Source organism: Saccharothrix luteola (assembly GCF_020859565.1).
Taxonomy (GTDB): Bacteria; Actinomycetota; Actinomycetes; order Mycobacteriales; family Pseudonocardiaceae; genus Actinosynnema; species Actinosynnema luteola.
Genome location: NZ_JAJHUO010000017.1, coordinates 213,604 through 232,129, shown reverse-complemented (window position 1 = coordinate 232,129; position 18,526 = coordinate 213,604). Strand labels below are relative to the sequence as shown.

Below are 18,526 nucleotides of genomic sequence, written 5' to 3'. Positions count from 1 at the left end.
AACCCGCACGGCGCAACAACTCGACCCGCTCAGCCTCCGACAGCACTATCTCCACGGCAGACGGACCCCGGTGCGTCATGCCAACACGGTACAACTAACCCCGGGAATTTCTGACGCATGACACTAGCAGGTGCGCTTGGCCCGCTGGATGTCCGTGGTCAGGGCCGGGCGGCCGTCGACCTCGCTGTCCGGGTTCGGCACGATGCCGCCGGCGGCGACCTTGTCCAGGGTGGCGAGCCCGGCGGGCGTGATGCGGCCGAAGACGGTGTAGTTGGGCCGCAGCACGGAATCGGACGTGACGAGGAAGAACTGGCTGCCGTTGGTGTCGGGGCCCGCGTTGGCCATGGCCAGGGTGCCGCGCGGGTAGATGCGTCGCAGGCCCGTGGGGTCGTTCGGGGCGGGCGCGAGGTCGGTGGGCAGTTCGTCGGCGTACTTGTAGCCCGGACCGCCCTCACCGGTGTTGGACGGGTCGCCGCACTGCAGCACCTTCAACGTCGGGTAAGCCGTGAGCCGGTGGCACGTCGTGTCGTCGTAGAACTTCTTCCGCACGAGGTGCAGGAAGCTCTGGACGGTGCACGGCGCCTTCGCGCGGTCCAGCACGAGCGGCACGGGGCCCTGGTTGGTCTGGAGGAGGACCTCGGGGTGACCGCGGTCGGGCGTGTGCCGCGGGTCGGGCGGCAGCGGCACGGGCCGGGCGGCCGGCTCGTCCGGCGTCACCGCGTACGCGCACGGCCCGCGAGTCGTGTCCGGTGCTCCGGCGTCCGGTGTCCCGGGGGCGGCCTGCGCCACCCCGCCGCCAAGAGCCATCATCAGCGCCACTGCCACCAGGATTCTCACCGCACCAGGTCTAACGGACCCGCACCCGGCTTGCTAGGGCCGGTCGGCGGGTCCGAGCGACGCGGCGAACGCGCTCAGCGACTCCCGGTCCGGCTGCGCGGTCTTCGTGATCAGGCTCGCCACGTGCTTCTCCACCGTGCGCGGCGAGATGTGCAGCCGGGTGGCGATCGCCTTGTTGCCCAGGCGGCCGGCCAGCAGCCGGAACACCTCGAACTCGCGCACCGTCACGCCCAGCGCCCGCAGCTCGCGCGGCACCTGGTCGGACCCGGTCCTCCTCTGCGGCACCGACGCGCCCACCTGCCGCAGCAGCCCGCGGCACGCGCTGGCCACGGCCGGCTGCCCGGCCTGGTGGAAGTACTCCTCGGCGCCGCGCAGCCAGCCGACCGGCTCGCCCCACCCGTCGGCCACCGCCGCCTCGGCCACCAGCCGCAGCCCCAGGTGGCGGGCCAGCGGGTGGATCGCCGCCGCCTCGCGGCCCGCGCGCACGGCCTGCGCCGCCTCCGCCTCCCGGCCGAGCCTGCCCAGCAGCACGGCCAGCGCGAACTGCGCGAAGCCCCGGTTCCAGCGCATCCGCGCCGCCGCCGACCGCGTCACCGCGCGGTAGCCCTCCAGGTCCAGCGCGCCCGACACCGCGTCCAGCAGCAGCTTCAGCCCGTGCCTGCCGGACAGGTGGTACACGGTCGGCGTCTCGGCCTCGTGCGCGATGGCTCGCGCCAGGTCGTGCCCGGCCGCCGCGCGGTCCTCCTCCAGCAGCGCGCAGAACGCCCGCGCCAACCCGAAGCACAGCGGCCGTTCCTGCGAGCCGACCCCGCCGACCTGGTCGAACGCCTCGATCGCCGCGTCCATCTCGGCCCGCCTGCCCTGGTGCGCCGCCGCGGTCGCCCGCGCCATCAACCCGTACAGGGTCAGGTTGCGCAGCTGCAGCCGCCGCGTGTCCGAGATGATCCGGGTCAGCCGCTCCTCCGCGGCGTCGTACTGCCCGCGCAGGACGGCGTCCAGCCCGAGGATCGAGTCCACGTTGTAGGCGACGCTGATCGCGCCGATCCGCAACGCCTCCTCGCGCGCCTCGACCAGCTCCGCCGCGGTCCCCTCGGCCAGCCAGTCCAGCCCGGCCTGCCGGATCACCGCGTACACCCGCTGGATGGGCAGCCCGTGCTCCTCGGCCAGCGCGCGCGCCCGGCTGAAGCACTCGGTCGCCTCGTCCAGGTCGCGTTCGCGCGCCAGCACGCCGAGCAGCTGCCACGTCTCGCAGCCCACCTCCGGCAGCGGCACCCGCTTCGCCGCGTCGGCCGCCCGCCTGGCCAGGAACTCGGCGGACTCGATGCGGTCCGGCGCCTCCAGGTTCAACGTCACGAACGCGGCCACGGCGTCGAGCCGCGCGGTGTGCTCGTCGGTCGCGTCCGCGCCGAGCAGCGCGTGTGCCGTCTCCACGTGCACCATGCCTTCGGTCCACCGGCCCGCGGTGTTGGCCACCTGCGCCAGCTTGGTGTGCAGCTCGGCCCGCCGCACCCGGCCCAAGCCGGCGGCGCTCAGCTCGGTCACCGCGTCGACCAGCGCGAACGCCCGCTCGAACTGGCCCGCCTCGGCGAGCGCGGGCAGCAGCGAGTCCAGCACGTCGGCGCGGATCGCCACGTCGACCTCGCTGGCCAGCAGCCGGTGCGCGTGGTCGAGCAGCCGCACCGCCGACCCGGCCGCGCCGTCGGCCAGCGCCCGCCGCCCCGCCTCGGCCAGCAACGCGCCCGCCTCGGCGGTCTGCCCGGCGTCCAGCCGCAGCGACGCCACCAGCGCGCACCACTCACCGGACAGGTCGGGGTGCAGCTCCCGCACGGCGTCGGCGGTCCGCCGGGCCAGCTCGGCCCGGTGCGGCGGCGGCATCTGCGCCAGCAGCGCCTCGGCGGTCAGCGGGTGCCGGAACGCGTACCAGTCGGGCACCGGCTCGTCCGGCGTGACGAGCTGCGCGGCCACGCCCGCGTGCAGGTGCGACAGCAGGGCGCGGTCGTCCATGCCGGTCACCCGCCGCAGCACCGGCAGCGGGAACCGGTGGCCGAGCACGGCGGCCACCGACAGCACCTCGCGACCCTGCGGCCCCAGCCGGTCGGTGCGGTGCGCGATCGACCGGACCAGCGCCGACGGCACGTCGATGCGCAGTTCGCCGAGCACCTGCCAGCCGCCCGGCCCGCGCACCAGCAGGCCGCCGTTCACCAGGCCGTGCAGCATCTCCTCGACAACGAACGGGTTGCCCGCGCTGTCGGCCCACAGCCGTTGCACGACCTCGGCGGGCACCTCGTGGTCCTCCGCCTCCAGGCACAGCCCCACCATCCGGCGCACCTGCCGCTCGTCCAGGCGGCGCAGCTCCATCAGCACGCCCGCCTGCCGTTGCGCCGCCAGGCGGACCACGTCCAGCGTGGGGCCGGGGTCGGCGCGGGTGGTCACCAGGAGCGCGGCGGGCGCCTGGTCGAGGTTGTCCACGAGGTAGTCGACGACGGCCAGCGTCTCGGCGTCCGCGTCGTGCAGGTCCTCCAGCACCAGCAGGCACGGCTGCGTGCGGCCGACCACGGCCAGCAGCCGCAGCACGGCCTCGGCGAGCACCAGCACCGACTGCGCGGGCCGTTGCTCCTCCGCGCCGCCCCCCTCCGGGCTCCACTCGGGCGCCAACCGGCCGAGCGCCGGCTGGTACGGGCCCAGTTCCCGCAGGTTGAGGCCGTCCCCGGCGCGCAGCAGCGACATCAGGGCCTCGGCCAGCGGCCGGAACGGCACGATCGGCCCGATCGTGCTCCCGCGACCGCGCAGCACCCGCATGCCGCGGTCGAAGGCGGCGCCGGCGGCGAAGCGCGCCAGCCGGGTCTTCCCGATGCCCGGCTCGCCGACGAGGAACACGGCGCGGCCCCGGTGGGCGCCCGCGTCGGCCAGCACGCGGTCGAGCACGTGGAGTTCTTCGTCGCGGCCGACCACGACCGGCGCGCGGGTGTGCATGCGCCGACCTTAGTCAAGCCGAACGGCGGCATGCCAAACTGCCCGCACCCCCAGTGCGGGCGGGCAGTCCGGCGGTAGGGCCGAGCCTGGCTACAGGGGCAGCCCGGGCGCGCTCACCGTGGTCATGGTTCCTTCGCTCACCGCGACCGCGGCGTACGCGCCGACGGCCATGGTGAGGCCGGCCAGCGCGCGTGCCCGTGCGCCCGCCTTGGCCCTGCGGGACAGCGCCATCTCCCCGGCGGGGTGGTCGCCGTCCTGGTCTTCGCTCCAGGTGGTGACCTCGTCGCGGTTGGCGTCGTTCATCGGGTGTTCTCCTCGAGGGGGTGGATGTCGTGCGTGGACCCGAGCAGGAGCACCGAAGGCACCTGCTCGGGGAAACCGAGGCGGAGCAAGCCGTACCCGATGCCGGACAGCCCGGTGAGCAGGCCGGCCGACGGGACGCCGCCGGGCGTGCCGCAGCGCGCCCCGTACTGGTCCAGCGCCCCGAGGACCAGCCCCGCGCGCCGGGTCTGCATGGCCGCGGCCAGACCGTGCCCGCGTTCCGCGAGGACGGTCAGGGCCTCGATCACGCCCAGCTCACCGTGGCACAGGCTCAGGTCCCGCAGGGGCTCGTGCACCGCCAAGGCGTTCAGGCACCGGTCGAGGTGCAGGGTGTGCGCGTCGACCGGTTGGTCCGGACGGGCGCAGTGCGCGAGCACCGCGCCGGAGAGCCCGGAGCACCAGCTGTGGTCCGCTTCGGCGACGTCGAGCAGGCGTTGCCGCAGCGCGTGGTCGGCCCGCAGGTTCGCGCGCCCGACCACACCGTAGCGCTGGTCGCCCGCCGCGCGCGCGTAGCGCAGCAACGCCCAGCCGACGCCCGCCCGGCCGCGGGCGAAACCGTCGCCGCCGGGGGTGGCCTCGGCGAGCCGGTCGGCGTAGGAGCGGGCCAGCGCCGAGGCTGCGGGCAAGCCGCTCTCCGCCCGCACCGCCAGCATCGCGGCCAGGCCGCCGGCCCACCCCTCGACCACGTTGGCCGGGTCCTCGCCGACCGCTTCGACCTCGGTCGCGACCTGCACGGCGACGCGCAGCCAGTCGCCGACCTCGTCGTCGCCCAGCAGGTTCGCCAGCCGTGCCAAGCCGTAGGAGATGCCGCCCAGCCCGTGGAACGCGCCGCTGCCGACGGCGACAGCCATCTCGGTGTCCTCGGCGAACGCGGCCAGCAGGCCGGGGATCGGCCGCAGCGCGTCCCGCGCGTACTCCGTGTACCGGGCGGCGCCGGTCAGCTTGCCGAGCTGGGCCAGGAACAACGCGACGCCGGTGTAGCCGTTGGACAGGCCCGCGCCCATCGGGGCGACCGCCCAGTGCCTGTCGTCCACCAGTTCCAGGCCCACCCAGTTGACCCGGCCGTCGGCGGTCGTGGCGTGCGCCAGCACCTCGTCGGCGATGCCGCACGCGGCGACCAGCAGCCGTTGCGGGTCGGGGACGCCCGCCTCCACCGGCGAGGCGACCCCGCGGCCGGTGCGGTGCTCGACCGGTCGCGGCCTGCTCGCCAGCCCGGCGCTGATCAGCCACTGCTGGTCGTGCTTGTCCACCTCGTCCAGCGCGGCGACCTTGGCCGTGACGGCGTCCAGGGCGGAGGACGGCAGCAGGTCCGGCAGCCGTTGCCCGGTCGAGGTCCACACGTCGCGGCTGCCCGGCCGGGTGGTGAACAGCGGCACGTCGCCCGCCCACAGGTCGCGCACCTCGTGCGGCACCAGGGCGTGCGCCACGTCGTCGTCCGCCGTGCCGTCCCACAGCAGGTCGAGGAGGTCCTGGCGGTCCGACGCGCCGCGCAGCGCGTCCGGGTGCGTCGACTCGTCCAGCAACGTCGCGTACAGCTGGGTCATCCGCGGCACGAACCGCACCGGCAGGTCGGCGAAGCCGTGCAGCAGCCCGTTCGGGCCGAGCAGTTCGGCGCGGTGGTCGTAGAGGGCGTCGTAGCCGATCCGGAACCCGGCCAGCAGCGCGCCCTGGTAGTCGGCGGGCTCGGCCTCGCGACCGTCCACCACCGGCCGGTTGTGCGCGGTGGGCATCGGCGCGGGCCTGCGCACCAGGCGCATCCGGTCGGTGCCGGGGTGCAGCCAGGCCACGCCCTCGGTCGGCAGCCGGTCGCCGTGGTCGCCGCCGATGCCGCCGACGTCCAGCGCGCCGTGCTCGCCCAGCAGCACGCGCGGCAGCACGGCGGTGCGGTGCACGGACCGGGCCAGCGCCCGGACCGCCGGGTCCGTCGGGGCCCCGACCGTGGGGTGGAACACCGTCTCCACGTCCACCAGCACCGGCTGGTCGCCCGATGCGATCAGGTTCTCGTAGTGCATGTCGGTGCCGTCCACCGCGTACAGCAGCGCGATCAGCGCGCCCAGCCGCTGGTAGAACCGGCCGACCTCGGTGACGTCCGCGCACGGGCGGTGCTCGACGAACTCCAGCCACCCGTGGCCCGCTCCGGCCAGGGCGCGCGGCAACCGCAGGCCGAGGCCGGTGTGCCCGTCGAACCACGTCACCAGGTCCGCGAACGCCCGGTGCAACGCCACGGGCCGGGGCTTGTAGACCACCCGGCGGCCGTCGGCGAAGGTCAGCACGGCCACCGAACGCCCCTGCGCGTGCGGGTCGCCCCGACCCGTCTCCACGTGCGCGAGCGGGCCGGGGTCGCGGCCGTCGAGCAGGGTCCGCACGATCTCCGGCCGATCGGCGGCGAACCGGTCGAGCAGCTCGGCGTGCGCGTCGACCGCGTGCAGGCAGGCCTGGCCGAGCAGCCGGGCCAGCACCGGGTACCGGGCGAACAGCGCGGGCAGGTCGACGCGCCGGACGAAGTCGGCGAACCGCTCCTGCGGCGTGTCGCCGACCAGCCGCCCGCCGACCCGGTCGAGGTTCAGCTCCAGCACGAGCGTGCGTGCGGCGATCCGGACCAGCCGCCGGCCCAGGGCGTGGGCGAAGTCGTCGTCCAGCCTGGGGTCGAGGGCGACGGCCGCGCTCACCAGGGGTCTCAGCGCGAACGCGAACGCCTCGTCCCAGCTGCCGCCGGTGAAGTCTGCACGGGCCGCGGTCGTGGTGGCGCGTTCCACGAACGCGGCCCATGAGGGCCGTCCACGGGGGACGACCAGCTCTTGGTGGTTCCCGCGCACACCGCTGAGCCACCACGCTGGGGGCGGCCGGTCTACGGCGGAGGGGAACACGCCGCACAACGTGACACGCGCGAGCGGCGGCGCACATGGGGGCCCTGCCCCCAGATTTGCGGGTGCGGGGGCACGAAGCCGCACATGTGCGGAGAACCGCTTCCGTCGCAGGTCACCAGGGCACTGCGGGGAGGTGAACGGACGGCGTCGCTTCGGGCCCGTGCGTCCCGGCCCGATCGGTTCCCGGTCTGCGCGCGGTTCCCGGTCTTCCCGCGGTTCCCGGTCTAGCCGCAGTTCTCGGCGTCGCCCACGGCGTCGCGGTACTCGTCCGGCAGCGAGACCACGTCCATCTTCTCCACGGCCTCGTTCATCACCGTGACGGCCTCGGTCATGTCCTGGATGACGGTGGAGAAGACGTCGGTGGTCATCTCCGGCGCCGCGTCGACCGTCGACTTGGCCGAGACGAACTTGTCCCGCGCCCTGGTCAACGGCTCGCTGATGACCTCGACCGCGGTGTCGGCGGCGGGTGTCGGCGCCGGGGTCAGCTCGTCGAGGTCGTGCAGGACGACGTCGAGCACGTCGACCACGCGGCCGAGCGACTCGCTGACGGACTTCTTCGCCTCGACCGGGTCGGTCTGCGTGTCGTCGAACGACACAGCGCTCGAGGCGATCATGTACTTCGCCACGCCGCAGAAGTTGTTCATCCAGCGCACGACCTCGGGCGTGGCCCCCGACGGCGTCGGGCGGGCCGTCGGCTGCCCCGCCACGGGCACCGCGCACCCGGTCAGCCCGACCAACGCCACCGCCACCGCCACCACCCACTGCTTCACAGGGGATTTGTACCTCGTCATCACCCGATAGTGGGGTGGAACATGACAACCGGGGGAACCGTCGACCACGATGGCGGCTCATGGCCGTCTCACTCGATGTCTCCGGCGGGATCGCGGTCATCCGGATCGACGAACCGTCGGACACCGTGCTGGCCGACGTGCGCGCGTTGCTGCCGGTGGTGGCCGGTGCCCGTGCCGTCGTGCTGCTGGTCGACCCGGGTCTGTGCGCCGCCGACACCGGGCGGCTGGTCCGGGGGTCGGTGGCGGAGCGTGAAGCGGTGGCGGCGTCATTGCGCGGGGTGCGCGACGAGGTGGCGAACCTGCCCGTGCCGGTGGTCGCGGCGATCGGCGGCAGCCCGTCCGGCGAGGCGGCGGAGCTGGCCATGGCGTGCGACCTGCGGGTGCTGGCCGCCGACGGTGGTCTCGGGTGGGTGACCGGCGGTCGGGTGACGGGCGATCAGGTGTTGGTGGCACGGCGGGTGACCGCCGACGAGGCGTTGCGCACCGGGTTGGTGGACCGGGTCGTGCCGCGGTGCTCGCTGTTGCGGGCGGCGGTGGAACTCGCAAACGAGTGCAAGTCAACGCAAGCGGAACGTAAGTCCTGCCGTATAGTTGCTCCATGACGCAACGGCGGTTGGCGGAAGTGGCCGCGAAGGTCGGCGTGAGCGAGGCGACGGTCAGCCGGGTGCTCAACGGCAAGCCGGGCGTGTCCGACGCGACGAGGTCGGCCGTGCTCACGGCGCTGGACGTGCTCGGGTACGAACGGCCGACGCAGCTGCGCGGCGAACGTGCCCGCCTGGTCGGCCTGGTGCTGCCGGAGCTGCAGAACCCGATCTTCCCCGCGTTCGCCGACGTGGTCGGCAACGCCCTGGCGCAACGCGGCTTCACGCCGGTGTTGTGCACCCGGACGGCCGGCGGCGTGACCGAGGCGGACTACCTGGAGCTGCTGTTCGAGCAGCACGTGTCCGGGGTGGTGTTCGCCGGCGGGCAGTACGCGCAGGCGGACGCGTCGCACGAGCACTACCGGCAGATGACGCGGCGCAAGCTGCCCGCGGTGCTGGTGAACGCGGCCATCGACGACCTCGGGTTCCCGCGGGTGTCGTGCGACGACGCGGTGGCGGTCGAGCAGGCGTTCGGGCACTTGGTGGCGTTGGGGCACACGCGGATCGGGGCGGTGCTGGGCCCGTCGGACCACATGCCGTCGCGGCGGAAGCTGACCGCGTTGACGTCGTGCGCGGCGGGTGCGGGGGTGGAGCTGTTCGAGGAGCACGCGATGTTCTCGCTGGAGGGCGGGCAGGCGGCCACCACCCGCCTGCTGCACCGCGGCGTGACCGCGATCGTGTGCGCGTCGGATCCGCTGGCGCTGGGCGCCGTGCGCGCCGTGCGTCGGCACGGCCTCAAGGTGCCGCACGACGTGTCCGTCGTGGGCTACGACGACTCACCGCTCATGACCTGCACCGAGCCGCCGTTGACCACGGTCCGCCAGCCGATCGAGGCCATGGGCCGCGCCGCCGTGGAACTCCTGGCGAACCAGATCGCCGGCACCCCCGTTCCCGACGAGGAACTGCTCTTCGAACCGGAACTGGTCGTCCGCTCCTCCACCGCCCCCGCCCCCCGCTAACCGCGAGAGTCCTACCTCCAGAGCTCGAGAGTCCTACGTTCGCAACCCCTGAATTCAACGCTCGGCACAGCGGTCGTCTGCGCTGAGCGTTCAACTCGGGGTGCCTGGACGTAGGACTCTCGCGTTCTGGACGTAGGACTCTCGCGCGTTGAACGTAGGACTCTCGCGGGTCGAGGGGTTGGGGCGAGGTGCTTACGGGGTGATGTCGCGAAGTTGCGAGTTTTCGTAGACATCTTGCGGCGAAGTGGTGGGGCGACTTACCGTGTCCGCCACACCACACCCGAGGAGGGTCCGCCCCCATGAACTCATTCAGCCTCCGCAGAGCGGCGGGGTTGCTGCTGGCAGGCAGCCTGAGCCTGACCGCCGTCGCGTGCTCGCAAGCCGACGAGACCGGCGCCGCCGGCGGCAAGGTCACGATCTCGGTCAACGGCCAGCCGCCGCAGACCCAGCCGTTCGAGCGCAAGGTCTTCGACGAGGACGTGGCCGAGTTCGAGGCCGCCAACCCCGACATCGACATCGAGCCGCACGAGGGGTTCATGGACCCCAAGACGTTCTCCGCGAAGCTCGCCGGCGGCCAGCTCGAGGACGTCTTCTACGCCTACTTCACCGACCCCGCGAACCTCATCGCCCGCCGGCAGGCCGCCGACATCACCGACTACGTCAAGGACTTCCCGAACTACGACGCCATCCGGCCCGAGCTGCGCGACGTCTTCAGCAAGGACGGCAAGGTCTACGGCGTCCCGACCGCCAACTACTCGATGGGCCTGCTCTACAACCGCGCGCTGTTCACCCAGGCGGGCCTGAACCCCGACCAGCCGCCGAAGACGTGGGACGAGGTCCGCGAGGCCGCCAAGAAGATCACCGCGCTCGGCGACGGCAAGGTCGGCTTCGCCGAGTACAGCAAGAACAACCAGGGCGGCTGGCACTTCACCGCGTGGATGTACTCCGTCGGCGGCCAGGTCGCCCGCCAGGACGGCGACAAGTGGGTCGCCGACTTCAACAACGACAAGGGCCGTGAAGCCCTCCAGCACCTCAAGGACATGCGTTGGACCGACAACACCATGGGCGAGAAGCAGCTCCTGGTGATCGAGGACGTCCAGCAGATGATGGGCGCGGGCCAGCTCGGCATGTACCTGGCCGCGCCGGACAACGTGCCCACCCTGGTCAACCAGTTCAAGGGCGACTACGCGAACTACGGCCTGACCGGCATCCCGGACGGCGAGGGCACGCTGATCGGCGGCGAGGGCTACATGATCAACCCGAAGGCGTCGCCGGAGAAGATCAAGGCCGGCCTGAAGTGGATCCAGTGGAAGTTCCTCAACCCGGACCGGTTCGAGAAGAACCTCCAGCGGTACAAGGAGCAGGGCCAGCCGATCGGCCTGCCCGTGCCGCCGGTCGCCGACGTGTGGACCGGTGACATCGCGGCCAAGCAGTCCCAGCTCAAGGAGAGCCTGGCCACGGTGCCGGTGGCGAACTTCCAGTCCTACTTGGACGCCACGCCGAAGGGCAAGATCGAGCCGCCGAACGCGCAGCAGGTGTACGCGATCCTCGACAACGTCATGCAGGCCGTGCTCACCGACCGAGACGCGGACGTCAGCAAGCTCCTGGCCGACGCGGAAGCCAAGGTGAACCCCGTCCTGGCCCAGGTCAAGTGATGCGCCGCCGCGTCGCGGAGAACCTGACCGCGTACGGGTTCCTGTCCGCCGCGCTGATCTGCTTCGCGGTGTTCTCCTGGTACCCCATCGCGCGTGGGGCGGTGCTCGGCTTCCAGCAGGTCGACTTCGTCACCGAGCCCACGTGGGTCGGCTGGGAGAACTTCGAGCGCCTCTTCGCCGACCCCCTGTTCGCCACGGCGTGGCGCAACACCCTGCTGTTCACCGCGTTGGCGCTGGTGTTCGGCTTCGTGGTGCCGTTCCTGCTCGCGGTCGTGCTCAACGAGCTGCGGCACTTCAAGGCGTACTTCCGGCTCATCGTGTACTTGCCCGTGATGCTGCCGCCGGTGGTGGCCGCGTTGATCTGGAAGTGGATGTACGACCCCGGCCCGGGCCTGCTGAACTCCGCGTTGCGCGGGCTCGGGCTGGAGGGCGCGGCCTGGCTGGACAGCGCCGACACCTCGATGCTGTCGCTGGTGATCGTGGCGACCTGGGCGAACCTGGGCACCGCCACGCTGATCTACCTGGCCGCGTTGCAGAGCATCCCCGGCGACCTGTACGAGGCGGCCGAGCTGGACGGCGCGGGCGTGCTGCGCCGGCTGTGGCACGTGACGGTGCCGCAGACCCGGTTCGTGCTGCTGGTGCTGCTGCTGCTCCAGGTCGTGGCGACGATGCAGGTGTTCACCGAGCCGTACGTGATGACCGGCGGCGGACCGGAGGACTCCACGGTCACCGTGCTGCTCCTGCTGTACCGGTACGCCTTCTACTACAACGACTTCGGCACCGCGAGTGCCCTGAGCCTGTTGCTGCTGCTGGTGCTCGGCGCGTTCACCGCGCTGTACCTGCGGGTGACGCGGAAGGCGGACGCGTGAGGACGTTGATCGCGCCGGGACGGGCCGGCGTCGGCTACAAGGTCGCGCTGGCGATCACGACCGTCATCCTCACCGCGATCTTCGTGGTGCCGCTGGTGTGGGTCGTGCTCTCGGCCATGAAGCCGGCCGTGGAGCTGGCACGCGTGCCGCCGACGATCCTGCCGCGGACGTGGACGCCCGGCACGTACGCCGAGGCGTGGGAGCTGATGGACCTCGGCCGGTACTTCCTCAACACGCTCGTCGTCGCGGTGGGCGTGTGGGCGGTGCAGCTCGCGGTCGACGTGCCCGCGGCGTACGCGCTGTCGCGGCTCAAACCCGTGCTGGGCAAGGGGATCCTCGGCATGATGCTGCTGACCCTGATGATGCCCGCCGCGGTGCTGCTGGTGCCGACCTACCTGACGATCGCCGACCTCGGGCTGCTCAACAACCCGGTGGCGCTGTGGCTGCTGGGCGCGGCCAACGCGTTCACGGTGTTCCTGCTCAAGCGGTTCTTCGACCAGCTGCCCGCGGAGGTGCTGGAGGCGGCGCGGATCGACGGCGCCGGCCAGTTCACCATGCTGTGGCGGATCGTGCTGCCGCTGTCCAGGCCGATCCTGGCGGTCGTGTCCATCTTCGCGGTCGTGGCCGCGTGGAAGGACTTCATCTGGCCGCTGCTGGTGTTCTCCGACCCGGCGCGGCAGACGCTCAGCGTCGCGTTGCAGCGCTTCGCCCCCGACACACCGGTCAACCTGCTGCTGGCCGGCCTCGTGCTGTCCAGCGTGCCGATGATCGGCCTGTTCCTGGTGTTCCAGCGGCACGTGCTGGCGGGTCTCACCGCCGGCGGCGTGAAGGGCTGAACACATCACCGAGGGAGGAATCCACATGAACTGGTGGCGCGGTGCGGCCATCTACCAGGTGTACCCGCGCAGCTTCGCCGACGGCAACGGCGACGGGATCGGGGACCTGGCCGGTCTGCGCCAGAAGCTCCCGTACCTCGCCGAGTTGGGTGTGGACGCGATCTGGCTCAGCCCCTGGTACCCGTCGCCGCTGGCCGACGGCGGCTACGACGTCGCCGACTACCGCGACATCGAGCCGGTGTTCGGCACGCTCGTCGAGGCGGAGAAGCTGATCGGCGAGGCGCACGCGGTCGGCCTGCGGGTGATCATCGACATCGTGCCCAACCACTGCTCCGACCGGCACCCGTGGTTCCAGGAGGCGTTGCGGGGCACGGGTCGTGACCGGTTCTGGTTCCACGAGGGCGACGAGCCGCCGAACGACTGGCAGTCGCGGTTCGGGGGGCCGGCGTGGTCGCAGGCGCCGGACGGCTCGTGGTACCTGCACCTGTACAGCCCGGAGCAGCCGGACCTGAACTGGACCAACCCGGAGGTGCGGGCCGAGTTCGAGTCGATCCTGCGGTTCTGGCTCGACCGCGGCGTCGACGGGTTCCGCATCGACGTCGCCGACGGCCTGGTCAAGGACTTCTCCCGGCCGGACGCCGAGCTGCCGTACTCCGACCAGGACGGCGTGCACGACATCTACCGGTCGTGGCGGAAGGTGCTCGACGAGTACCCGGACGAGCGGGTGTTCGTCGGCGAGATGTGGTTGCCCGACCCGGAGCGGTTCGCCCGCTACCTGCGGGCCGACGAGCTGCACTCGGCGTTCAACTTCGACTTCTTGTGCTGCCCGTGGGAGCCCGACGAGCTGCGGCGGGTCATCGACGGCACGCTGGCCGCGCACGCGCCGGTGGGCGCGCCGCCGACCTGGGTGCTGTCCAACCACGACGTGACGCGGCACGTGTCGCGGATGGGCCGGGAGGACTCGTCGTTCGACTTCGGCCGGCGGCAGCACCTGACGCCGACGGACCTGGAGCTGGGCACGAAGCGCGCGCGTGCGGCGATCATGCTGACCACCGCGCTGCCCGGCTGCGTCTACGTCTACCAGGGGGAGGAGCTGGGGCTGGAGGAGGTGGACGACCTGCCCGACGAGCTGCGCGAGGACCCGGTGTGGGTGCGTTCCGGCCACACCGACCGGGGCCGTGACGGGTGCCGGGTGCCGATCCCGTGGGGTGACGACGGCCCGTCGTGGCTGCCCCGCCCGGAGCACTGGCGGTCGCTGTCGGTGGCCGCGCAGACCGGCGTGCCCGACTCGATGCTCGCGCACTACCGCACCGTGCTGGCGCTGCGGCGTTCGGAGCGGGCGTTGGGCGACGGGCCGATGGCGTGGCTCGACCTCGGGCCGGGCGTGGTCGCGTTCAGCCGCGGGGACGACTTCGCGTGCGTGCTCAACCTGTCCGCCGAACCGGTCGCGCTGCCCGCGCACGACGCCGTGCTGCTGACCAGCGGACCTCTCGTGGACGGCGCCGTGCCGCCGGACACCGCGGCCTGGATCAGGACGGCTCGCTGAACCGACCGGTCCGCGTCGCCAGGTTGCACTCCAGCAGGCCGAGCACCCTCAGGGTCTCGGCCTGCTGGTCTTCGTCCAGGTCACCGAGCGTGGCTTCCTCCAGCTCACGCCACATTCGCTCGACCTCGTGCCGCAACGCCTGGCTGGCGGCGGTCGGCTCGACCAGCGCGGCGCGGCCGTCGGTCGGGTCGGGGGAGCGGTGCACGAAGCCCGCGCGCTCCAGCCGCTGCACGGTCCTGGTCATCGTCGGCGAGTCCGTCCCCAGTTCCTCGCACAGGTCGGCCTGCCGCATCGGGCCGCAGTCCCACAGCCTCATCATCACCATCTCCTGGCCGGGGTGCAGGCCTGCCTGCCTGAGCAGCTGACCGGCCAGGAGGCGGTGCAGCCGGGCCACGCGGAAGATGGCGTGGCTGATCCGGCCGCTCTGGGCGACCTCGGGAATCGGCATTGACGTGGGATTTTGTCCAGTCGCGGCCATAGTTCGATTCTAGCCGCACGATCGGGTGACGGGTGTCACGGCGGTTTGGGGGAATCATCCGGAGTCGGATTACTGTTCGAGCAGGTAAAGGCAGTGACCTGGAGGAACCATGAGCACCGCGTTCGAGCCCCTGAACCTGGCCGGCACCGAGTTGGCGAACCGGATCGTGATGTCGCCGATGACCCGCAGCCGCGCGTACGACACCGTGCCGTCGCCGGTCATGGCGGAGTACTACGCCCAGCGGGCCAGCGCGGGCTTGATCATCACCGAGGGGATCCAGCCGTCCGCGATCGGCCAGGGCTACCCGTTCACGCCCGGCCTGCACACCGACGAGCAGGTCGAGGGCTGGCGCGGCGTCACGGACGCGGTGCACGCGGCGGGCGGGCGGATCTTCGCGCAGCTCATGCACACCGGCCGGGTCAGCCACCCGAGCGTGCTGCCGGGCGACCTGCACCCGGTGGGCGTGTCCCCCGTGCGTGCCGCGGGCCAGTTGTTCACGGGTTCGGGGATGGCGGACTTCGTCACGCCCAGGGAGCTGACCGGCGCGGAGGTGGAGGCCACCATCGCCGACTTCGCCACCGCCGCGCGCAACGCGATCGAGGCCGGGTTCGACGGGGTCGAGCTGCACGGCGCCAACGGCTACCTGCTGCACCAGTTCCTGGCCGACAACACCAACCGGCGCACCGACGAGTGGGGCGGCCCGGTGGAGAACCGGATCCGGTTCGTGGTCGAGGTGGTCCGCGCGACGTCCGAGGCGATCGGCGCGCACCGCGTCGGCCTGCGGATCTCCCCGGCCAACCCCTACAACGACATCGCCGAGGAGTCGACGGACGAGCTGTACCCGGCGCTGGTCGACGCGATCGACCCGTTCGGCCTGGCGTACCTGCACATCGGCGAGAACGGCGAGCGGTCGCTGACGTTGGAGCTGCGCAAGCGCTTCTCCGGCGCCCTGATCCTCAACCCGTTCACGCCGGACGGCGTCACCGGACCGGACCACCTGCCCCTGCTGGACGACGGCACGGCGGACGCGCTGAGCTTCGGCGCGATGTTCCTGGCCAACCCGGACCTGCCCGCCCGCCTGGCGAACGGCGGCCCGTTCAACACGCCGGACCCGTCCACCTTCTTCGCCGGCGCCGAGAAGGGCTACGTCGACTACCCGGCGCTGACCAGCGTCGGCGCCTGAGCTGCCCATCCCGGGCGTTGAACTCGGGGTACGCGAACGCAGGACTCTCGCGGCGTGAACGTAGGACTCTCGCGTGAGTCCTACGTTCGGAACGCGTGTGTCCTACGTTCGGGACACCCGAGTTGAACGTTCGGCACCAAGCGAGGCCCCCGAGTTGCGCAAACTCGGGGGCCTCGTGGCGTCGAATGGGGTGTGAACGGGCACGAAGAAGGGCCCGTTCGGGCACGGATTCACTCGATCGTGTGTGTTCGGTCAGGCGGAGCGGGCGGAACCCGGGCATCGTCCACCTGGCTGTGGCGCTGGCCACACCATTTGGACGGTGTTACACCTTAGGCGCGGCCCGAACGGGCAGCGACGGTCCGACCGGGCAGAGGAGGCGACGTGCGGGCGGACGAGCGCAAGCGCCGCATCCTGGCCCGCGCCCGGGCGGACGGCCGGGTCGACGTGGCCGAGATCGCGGCCGAGCTGGAGGTCGCGCAGGAGACCGTGCGGCGCGACCTGCGCCTCTTGGACGAGCACGGCCTGGTCCGCCGCACGCACGGCGGCGCGTTCCCGGTGGAGAGCGCCGGGTACGAGACCGGGCTGAAGTTCCGGTCCGCGTCGATGGTGCCGGAGAAGCGGCGCATCGCCCGGGCCGCCGCGGACCGGCTCGGTGACGCGGAGACGGTGTTCATCGACGAGGGCTACACACCCCAGCTCGTCGCCGAGGCCCTGCCCACCGGCAGGCCGTTGACCGTGATCACCGCGTCCCTGCCCACCGCCGCCGTGCTGTCGGAGGTGCCGTCCGCGACCGTGCTGCTGCTCGGCGGACGGGTGCGCGGCCGGACGCTGGCGACGGTCGACCACTGGGCCACCCGCATGCTCTCGGAGATGGTGATCGACCTCGCCTACATCGGGGCGAACGGCATCTCCCGCGAGCACGGCCTCACCACGCCGGACCCGGCGGTGGGCGCGGTCAAGGCGCAGGCCCTGTCCTCGGCCCGCAGGCGGATCTTCGTCGGCGTGCACACGAAGTTCGGCGTGTCGAGCTTCCACCGGTTCGGTGGCATCGCCGACCTGGAGGCGGTCGTCACCGACTCCGTGCTGCCCGCCGGCGAGGCCCACCGCTACGCCCTGCTCGGACCGAAGGTCGTCCGAGCCTGACCCCGACCCACGCACGGCCCCGGAGCACCAGGGGCCTGTTCCCGCTCGCCCTAAGGAAGGCAGGACGATGAAGTCATTGCGGTATGGCGGCCTGCTGGCCGCGGTGCTCCTGGCCACGACCGCGTGCGCCGGCGCGGGCGGCGGGGGCGGCGGCGCCGAGAACTCGATCAACGTCCTGATGGTGAACAACCCGCAGCTCCAGGACCTGCAGAAGCTCACCGCGGACAACTTCACCAAGGACACCGGCATCACGGTCAACTTCACCGTGCTGCCCGAGAACGACGTCCGCGACAAGATCAGCCAGGACTTCTCCAGCCAGGCGGGCCAGTACGACGTGGCCACGATCAGCAACTACGAGACGCCGATCTACGCCAAGAACGGCTGGCTCACCCCGCTGGACGACTACGTCGCCAAGGACCCGGCCTTCGACCAGGACGACGTCCTCGAACCGATCCGCCAGTCCCTCACCGCCGCCGACGGCAAGGTGTACGCCCAGCCGTTCTACGGCGAGTCGTCGTTCCTCATGTACCGCAAGGACGTGCTGGACGCCAAAGGCCTGACCATGCCGGAGAAGCCGACGTGGCAGCAGGTCGCCGAGATCGCCGCCCAGGTCGACGGCGCGCAGCCTGGCATGAAGGGCATCTGCCTGCGCGGCCAGCCCGGCTGGGGCCAGCTGATGGCACCGCTGACCACGGTGGTCAACACGTTCGGCGGCACGTGGTTCACCAAGGACTGGCAGGCGCAGCTCGACGCACCGGAGTTCAAGGAGGCCACGAAGTTCTACGTCGACCTGGTCCGCGCGCACGGCGAGGCGGGCGCGCCGCAGGCCGGGTTCGCCGAGTGCCTGAACAACATGACCCAGGGCAAGGTCGCCATGTGGTACGACGCCACGGTCGCCGCCGGGCTGCTGGAGGCCGACGACTCGCCGGTGAAGGGCAAGCTCGGCTTCGCCCAGGCACCTGTCGTGAAGACGGAGAGCTCGGCCTGGTTGTACACGTGGGCGTTCGGCATCCAGAAGGCCGGCAAGAAGGCCGACAACGCGTGGAAGTTCGTGTCCTGGGCGTCCGGCAAGGGCTACGAGGAGCTGGTCGGCACGACGTTGGGCTGGTCCAAGCTGCCCGACGGCAAGCGGAAGTCGACCTACCAGCGGCCCGAGTACCTGGCCGCCGGCGGCACGTTCGCCAAGCAGGCGGAGGCGGCCATCGCCGGCGCCAAGCCCACCGACCCCGGCGTGCAGGAACGGCCCGCGAGCGGCATCCAGTTCGTCGGCATCCCCGAGTTCACCGACCTGGGCACGCGGGTGTCGCAGAAGATCAGCGCCGCCATCGCGGGCTCGACCACGGTGGACGCCGCGCTGGAGGAGAGCCAGGCGCTGGCCGAGGTCGTCGCCGAGAAGCACCGGGGGAAGTGATGAGCAACCCCACCCC

General features: G+C 72.1%; 15 protein-coding genes. 9 read left to right on the top strand and 6 right to left on the bottom strand.

What is annotated here, in order from left to right; translation table 11 throughout:
- Positions 1 to 123 precede the first annotated feature (123 nt).
- From LNK82_RS24355 to LNK82_RS24330, 5 genes are all read right to left on the bottom strand, one after another.
- Positions 124 to 810: a peptidylprolyl isomerase gene (locus tag LNK82_RS24355; RefSeq protein ID WP_230569314.1), complete on the bottom strand. Its 687-nt coding sequence runs from the start codon at positions 808 to 810 to the stop codon at positions 124 to 126.
- Positions 811 to 870: 60 nt separating this feature from the next.
- A complete protein-coding gene (locus tag LNK82_RS46995; protein ID WP_268996917.1) occupies positions 871 to 3,810 on the bottom strand; it encodes a helix-turn-helix transcriptional regulator in 2,940 nt (979 codons plus the stop codon).
- A 90-nt stretch (positions 3,811 to 3,900) separates the two neighbouring features.
- Positions 3,901 to 4,113: a hypothetical protein gene (locus tag LNK82_RS24340; RefSeq protein WP_230569302.1), complete on the bottom strand. Its 213-nt coding sequence runs from the start codon at positions 4,111 to 4,113 to the stop codon at positions 3,901 to 3,903.
- Positions 4,110 to 6,947: a type 2 lanthipeptide synthetase LanM family protein gene (locus tag LNK82_RS24335; RefSeq protein ID WP_230569301.1), complete on the bottom strand. Its 2,838-nt coding sequence runs from the start codon at positions 6,945 to 6,947 to the stop codon at positions 4,110 to 4,112. Before LNK82_RS24335 ends, LNK82_RS24340 begins: the two co-directional genes overlap by 4 nt.
- A 275-nt stretch (positions 6,948 to 7,222) precedes the next feature.
- Positions 7,223 to 7,789 (bottom strand): hypothetical protein, encoded by a 567-nt coding sequence (locus LNK82_RS24330; RefSeq protein ID WP_230569300.1) that lies wholly within the window; start codon positions 7,787 to 7,789, stop codon positions 7,223 to 7,225.
- A 59-nt stretch (positions 7,790 to 7,848) separates the two neighbouring features.
- Here LNK82_RS24330 and LNK82_RS24325 point away from each other — a divergent pair, with 59 nt between their 5' ends.
- The 6 genes from LNK82_RS24325 (at position 7,849) to LNK82_RS24300 (ending at position 14,295) form a co-directional block, all read left to right on the top strand.
- A complete protein-coding gene (locus LNK82_RS24325) occupies positions 7,849 to 8,391 on the top strand; it encodes an enoyl-CoA hydratase/isomerase family protein (RefSeq protein WP_230569299.1) in 543 nt (180 codons plus the stop codon).
- On the top strand, positions 8,388 to 9,389 hold the full coding sequence (locus tag LNK82_RS24320; RefSeq protein WP_230569298.1) for a LacI family DNA-binding transcriptional regulator: 1,002 nt from the start codon (positions 8,388 to 8,390) through the stop codon (positions 9,387 to 9,389). Before LNK82_RS24325 ends, LNK82_RS24320 begins: the two co-directional genes overlap by 4 nt.
- Before the next feature lie 299 nt (positions 9,390 to 9,688).
- On the top strand, positions 9,689 to 11,044 hold the full coding sequence (locus LNK82_RS24315; RefSeq protein ID WP_230569297.1) for an ABC transporter substrate-binding protein: 1,356 nt from the start codon (positions 9,689 to 9,691) through the stop codon (positions 11,042 to 11,044).
- On the top strand, positions 11,044 to 11,913 hold the full coding sequence (locus LNK82_RS24310) for a carbohydrate ABC transporter permease (protein WP_230569296.1): 870 nt from the start codon (positions 11,044 to 11,046) through the stop codon (positions 11,911 to 11,913). Before LNK82_RS24315 ends, LNK82_RS24310 begins: the two co-directional genes overlap by 1 nt.
- The gene (locus LNK82_RS24305) at positions 11,910 to 12,749 is read left to right on the top strand and encodes a carbohydrate ABC transporter permease (RefSeq protein ID WP_230569295.1); all 840 of its coding nucleotides are present in this window, start codon (positions 11,910 to 11,912) and stop codon (positions 12,747 to 12,749) included. Before LNK82_RS24310 ends, LNK82_RS24305 begins: the two co-directional genes overlap by 4 nt.
- A 25-nt stretch (positions 12,750 to 12,774) precedes the next feature.
- The gene (locus LNK82_RS24300; RefSeq protein WP_230569294.1) at positions 12,775 to 14,295 is read left to right on the top strand and encodes a glycoside hydrolase family 13 protein; all 1,521 of its coding nucleotides are present in this window, start codon (positions 12,775 to 12,777) and stop codon (positions 14,293 to 14,295) included.
- Here the strand turns inward: LNK82_RS24300 and LNK82_RS24295 are convergent.
- Positions 14,279 to 14,743, bottom strand: coding sequence for a MarR family winged helix-turn-helix transcriptional regulator (locus LNK82_RS24295; RefSeq protein ID WP_230569293.1), 465 nt, complete (start codon positions 14,741 to 14,743; stop codon positions 14,279 to 14,281). The two genes, LNK82_RS24300 and LNK82_RS24295, sit on opposite strands and share 17 nt — an antisense overlap.
- Before the next feature lie 139 nt (positions 14,744 to 14,882).
- On the opposite strand from LNK82_RS24295, the gene LNK82_RS24290 reads away from it, so the two are divergent.
- The 3 genes from LNK82_RS24290 to LNK82_RS24280 all read left to right on the top strand — a co-directional run bounded on the left by LNK82_RS24290 (position 14,883) and on the right by LNK82_RS24280 (position 18,510).
- Positions 14,883 to 15,956, top strand: a complete 1,074-nt coding sequence (locus LNK82_RS24290; protein WP_230569292.1) for an alkene reductase — start codon at positions 14,883 to 14,885, stop codon at positions 15,954 to 15,956.
- A 381-nt stretch (positions 15,957 to 16,337) separates the two neighbouring features.
- The gene (locus LNK82_RS24285) at positions 16,338 to 17,099 is read left to right on the top strand and encodes a DeoR/GlpR family DNA-binding transcription regulator (protein WP_230569291.1); all 762 of its coding nucleotides are present in this window, start codon (positions 16,338 to 16,340) and stop codon (positions 17,097 to 17,099) included.
- Between the two features lie 67 nt (positions 17,100 to 17,166).
- The gene (locus tag LNK82_RS24280; RefSeq protein WP_230569290.1) at positions 17,167 to 18,510 is read left to right on the top strand and encodes an ABC transporter substrate-binding protein; all 1,344 of its coding nucleotides are present in this window, start codon (positions 17,167 to 17,169) and stop codon (positions 18,508 to 18,510) included.
- Positions 18,511 to 18,526: the final 16 nt, after the last annotated feature.